This is a genomic window from Virgisporangium ochraceum (assembly GCF_016863655.1).
In the GTDB taxonomy this organism is placed as follows: Bacteria; Actinomycetota; Actinomycetes; order Mycobacteriales; family Micromonosporaceae; genus Virgisporangium; species Virgisporangium ochraceum.
The window spans coordinates 1-5,325 of the sequence record NZ_BOPH01000170.1 but is presented as its reverse complement, the minus strand read 5'-3'; the positions used below and the strand labels follow the sequence as shown (position 1 = coordinate 5,325).

The 5,325-nt window shown below is 57.9% G+C and carries 3 rRNA genes; all 3 read left to right on the top strand.

Annotated elements, in window-relative coordinates:
* The first annotated feature begins 111 nt into the window (after nt 1-111).
* Nucleotides 112-1,629 (top strand): 16S ribosomal RNA (locus Voc01_RS52480).
* A gap of 346 nt (nt 1,630-1,975) precedes the next feature.
* Nucleotides 1,976-5,104, top strand: a 23S ribosomal RNA gene (locus Voc01_RS52475).
* A 99-nt stretch (nt 5,105-5,203) separates the two neighbouring features.
* Nucleotides 5,204-5,320, top strand: a 5S ribosomal RNA gene (gene rrf, locus Voc01_RS52470).
* Together the 16S, 23S and 5S rRNA genes form the textbook arrangement of a ribosomal RNA operon.
* The last annotated feature ends 5 nt before the right edge of the window (nt 5,321-5,325 follow it).

Below are 5,325 nucleotides of genomic sequence, written 5' to 3'. Positions count from 1 at the left end.
CTTGCGGGGTTTGTTTTTTGAGAACTCAACAGGGTGTTTGTATGCCAGTGCCGTTTATGTTTTGAACGGCAGTAAATCAGTTTGATTTGTTGCCAGGTATCACAAAATTCTTCTTTGGAGAGTTTGATCCTGGCTCAGGACGAACGCTGGCGGCGTGCTTAACACATGCAAGTCGAGCGGAAAGGCCCTTTCGGGGGTACTCGAGCGGCGAACGGGTGAGTAACACGTGAGTAACCTGCCTCTGGCTTTGGGATAACCCTCGGAAACGGGGGCTAATACCGAATATTCATCTCCTGCGGCATCGTGGGTGTTGGAAAGTTTTTCGGCCAGGGATGGGCTCGCGGCCTATCAGCTTGTTGGTGGGGTAATGGCCTACCAAGGCGGCGACGGGTAGCCGGCCTGAGAGGGCGACCGGCCACACTGGGACTGAGACACGGCCCAGACTCCTACGGGAGGCAGCAGTGGGGAATATTGCACAATGGGCGGAAGCCTGATGCAGCGACGCCGCGTGAGGGATGACGGCCTTCGGGTTGTAAACCTCTTTCGACAGGGACGAAGCGCAAGTGACGGTACCTGGAGAAGAAGCACCGGCCAACTACGTGCCAGCAGCCGCGGTAAGACGTAGGGTGCGAGCGTTGTCCGGATTTATTGGGCGTAAAGAGCTCGTAGGCGGCTCGTCGCGTCGACCGTGAAAACCCGCAGCTTAACTGCGGGCTTGCGGTTGATACGGGCGGGCTAGAGTTCGGTAGGGGAGACTGGAATTCCTGGTGTAGCGGTGAAATGCGCAGATATCAGGAGGAACACCGGTGGCGAAGGCGGGTCTCTGGGCCGATACTGACGCTGAGGAGCGAAAGCGTGGGGAGCGAACAGGATTAGATACCCTGGTAGTCCACGCTGTAAACGTTGGGCGCTAGGTGTGGGGGGCCTCTCCGGTTCTCTGTGCCGCAGCTAACGCATTAAGCGCCCCGCCTGGGGAGTACGGCCGCAAGGCTAAAACTCAAAGGAATTGACGGGGGCCCGCACAAGCGGCGGAGCATGCGGATTAATTCGATGCAACGCGAAGAACCTTACCTGGGTTTGACATGGCCGCAAAACTCGCAGAGATGCGGGGTCCTTCGGGGGCGGTCACAGGTGGTGCATGGCTGTCGTCAGCTCGTGTCGTGAGATGTTGGGTTAAGTCCCGCAACGAGCGCAACCCTTGTCCGATGTTGCCAGCGGGTTATGCCGGGGACTCATCGGAGACTGCCGGGGTCAACTCGGAGGAAGGTGGGGATGACGTCAAGTCATCATGCCCCTTATGTCCAGGGCTTCACGCATGCTACAATGGCCGGTACAAAGGGCTGCGATACCGTGAGGTGGAGCGAATCCCAAAAAGCCGGTCTCAGTTCGGATCGGGGTCTGCAACTCGACCCCGTGAAGTCGGAGTCGCTAGTAATCGCAGATCAGCAACGCTGCGGTGAATACGTTCCCGGGCCTTGTACACACCGCCCGTCACGTCACGAAAGTCGGCAACACCCGAAGCCGGTGGCCCAACCCTTGTGGAGGGAGCCGTCGAAGGTGGGGCTGGCGATTGGGACGAAGTCGTAACAAGGTAGCCGTACCGGAAGGTGCGGCTGGATCACCTCCTTTCTAAGGAGCACCTTCCACCGAAAGGTGGTAAGGAGCCGCGTCTCCCGAGTGTGGAGGCGGGTGCTCATCGGCGGAGACACTGGCTAGTCGGGTTCGGCAACGGCCGATGCGAGTACGGCTTCGAGTGATCGGGGCGTGGAAAGTGTTCGGTGCGGCTGAGGTTCGGCGTCAAGCAGACACCCTGTTGGGTCCTGAAAGAACAAGCCTCGTCCACTTCGGTGGGGTGGTGTGTTCTGGATGGTCGCCTGCATTTTGCTTCGAAACTGCCCTGGTGGGTGTGTCGGAGACGTTGGTGGTGTGGGTGGTTGTTTGTTGAGAATTGTACAGTGGATGCGAGCATCTTTGTGGTCAAGTTGCTGAGGGCAGATGGTGGATGCCTTGGCACCAGGAGCCGATGAAGGACGTGGGAGGCCGCGATAGGCCTGGGGGAGCTGTCAACCGAGCTGTGATCCCAGGGTGTCCGAATGGGGGAACCTGGCACCAGTTGTGTGGTGTCACCCGCACCTGAATTCATAGGGTGTGTGGAGGGAACGCGGGGAAGTGAAACATCTCAGTACCCGTAGGAAGAGAAAACAAGAGTGATTCCGTGAGTAGTGGCGAGCGAAAGCGGATGAGGCTAAACCGTGCATGTGTGATACCTGTCAGGGGTTGCGTGTGCGGGGTTGTGGGGTGTGTGTGGACTGGTCTGACAGCCGGTCGGGCAGTGATAAAAACTAGTGGCTAGTCGAAGTGCGTTGGGATGCGCCACCGTAGACGGTGAGAGTCCGGTAGGTGAAAGCTCTAGTTCTGTCTGGCACATGTTCCCGAGTAGCGGCGGACCCCTGTAATCTGCCGTGAATCTGCCAGGACCACCTGGTAAGCCTAAATACTTCCTGGTGACCGATAGCGGACGAGTACCGTGAGGGAAAGGTGAAAAGTACCCCGGGAGGGGAGTGAAAGAGTACCTGAAACCGTCTGCCTACAATCCGTCGGAGCTTTTATCATCCTTGTGGTGATTGGTGACGGCGTGCCTTTTGAAGAATGAGCCTGCGAGTTAGCGGTGCGTGGCGAGGTTAACCTGTGTGGGGGAGCCGTAGCGAAAGCGAGTCCGATAAGGGCGGTTGAGTCGCGTGTCCTAGACCCGAAGCGGGGTGATCTAGCCATGGGCAGGCTGAAGCGCGGGTAAGACCGCGTGGAGGGCCGAACCCACCAACGTTGAAAAGTTGGGGGATGACCTGTGGTTAGGGGTGAAAGGCCAATCAAACTCCGTGATAGCTGGTTCTCCCCGAAATGCATATAGGTGCAGCGTCGCGTGTTTCTTGCCGGAGGTAGAGCACTGGATGGCCTAGGGGGCCCACAAGCTTACTGAAGTCAACCAAACTCCGAATGCCGGTAAGTGAGAGCGCGGCAGTGAGACTGCGGGCGATAAGGTTCGTAGTCGAGAGGGAAACAGCCCAGATCGCCAGCTAAGGCCCCTAAGCGTGTGCTAAGTGGAAAAGGATGTGGGGTCGCATAGACAACCAGGAGGTTGGCTTAGAAGCAGCCACCCTTGAAAGAGTGCGTAATAGCTCACTGGTCAAGTGGTTCCGCGCCGACAATGTAGCGGGGCTCAAGCACACCGCCGAAGCTGTGGCACTCACACGATAACTCGGTTTCTTTCTTCGGGAAGGGATCCAGGTGTGTGGGTGGGTAGGGGAGCGTCGTGTCACCGGTGAAGCGGCGGCGTGAGCCAGTCGTGGAGGTGACGCGAGTGAGAATGCAGGCATGAGTAGCGAAAGCAGGGTGAGAAACCCTGCCGCCGGATGACCAAGGGTTCCAGGGCCAGGTTAATCCGCCCTGGGTGAGTCGGGGCCTAAGGCGAGGCCGAGAGGCGTAGTCGATGGATAACGGGTTGATATTCCCGTACCCGCGAAGAAGCGTCCATGCTGAACTTCATTTGTGCTAACCACCCGATCCCGGGGAGGACTTCGGTCTGAGCTGGGGGAGCGTGGGATCCCGGTGGGTAGTAGGCAAGCGATGGGGTGACGCAGGAGGGTAGCTGGGCCCGGCCGGTGGTTGTGCCGGGGCAAGCGTGTAGGCTGTCGCATTGGCAAATCCGTGCGGCGTGAAGGCTGAGACGTGATGCGGAGCCGGTTCTGGTGAAGTCAGTGATCCCATGCTGTCGAGAAAAGCCTCTAGCGAGTTTCGAGCGGCCCGTACCCTAAACCGACACAGGTGGTCAGGTAGAGAATACCGAGGCGATCGGGTGAACTGTGGTTAAGGAACTCGGCAAATTGCCCCCGTAACTTAGGGAGAAGGGGGGCCAATTCTGGTGACCACCCATGCGGTGTGAGCTGGGGTTGGCCGCAGAGAGCGGGGGGAAGCGACTGTTTACTAAAAACACAGGTCCATGCTAAGTCGTAAGACGACGTATATGGACTGACGCCTGCCCGGTGCTGGAACGTTAAGGGGACCTGTTAGCTCTTCGGGGCGAAGCGGAGAACTTAAGCGCCAGTAAACGGCGGTGGTAACTATAACCATCCTAAGGTAGCGAAATTCCTTGTCGGGTAAGTTCCGACCTGCACGAATGGCGTAACGACTTCCCCACTGTCTCAACCACAGGCCCGGCGAAATTGCATTACGAGTAAAGATGCTCGTTACGCGCGGCAGGACGGAAAGACCCCGGGACCTTTACTATAGCTTGACATTGGTATCTGGATTGACTTGTGTAGGATAGGTGGGAGCCGGTGAAGCTCTAACGCCAGTTAGGGTGGAGGCAATCTTGAAATACCACTCTGGTTGGTCTGGGTATCTAACTTTGGGCCGTGAGCCGGTTCAGGGACAGTGTCTGGTGGGTAGTTTAACTGGGGCGGTTGCCTCCCAAAGGGTAACGGAGGCGCCCAAAGGTTCCCTCAGCCTGGTTGGCAATCAGGTGTTGAGTGCAAGTGCACAAGGGAGCTTGACTGTGAGACTGACAGGTCGAGCAGGGACGAAAGTCGGGACTAGTGACCCGGCACTGGCTGGTGGAAGCGGTGTCGCTCAACGGATAAAAGGTACCCCGGGGATAACAGGCTGATCTTCCCCAAGAGTCCATATCGACGGGATGGTTTGGCACCTCGATGTCGGCTCGTCGCATCCTGGGGCTGGAGTAGGTCCCAAGGGTTGGGCTGTTCGCCCATTAAAGCGGCACGCGAGCTGGGTTTAGAACGTCGTGAGACAGTTCGGTCCCTATCCGCCGTGCGCGTAGGATACTTGAGAAGGGCTGTCCCTAGTACGAGAGGACCGGGACGGACGAACCTCTGGTGTGCCAGTTGTCCCGCCAGGGGCACGGCTGGTTGGCTACGTTCGGAAGAGATAACCGCTGAAAGCATCTAAGCGGGAAACTCGCTTCAAGATGAGGTATCCCACCCTTTGTGGGTTAAGGCCCCCAGTTAGACCACTGGGTTGATAGGCCGGAAGTGGAAGCCTAGTAATAGGTTCGAGCTGACCGGTACTAATAGGCCGAGGACTTGACCACAAACTGCTTCGCATTCACTGTGCAATTCTTGGCAAACAAACACCCCCTACACGTGGCGATGCGTGTGTGTGGTTGGTTGTTTGATGTGCCGACAGGTGTGTCGGTGGCCATAGCGGAGGGGAAACGCCCGGTAACATTCCGAACCCGGAAGCTAAGCCCTCCAGCGCCGATGGTACTGCACCGGACACGGTGTGGGAGAGTAGGACGCCGCCGAACTACTT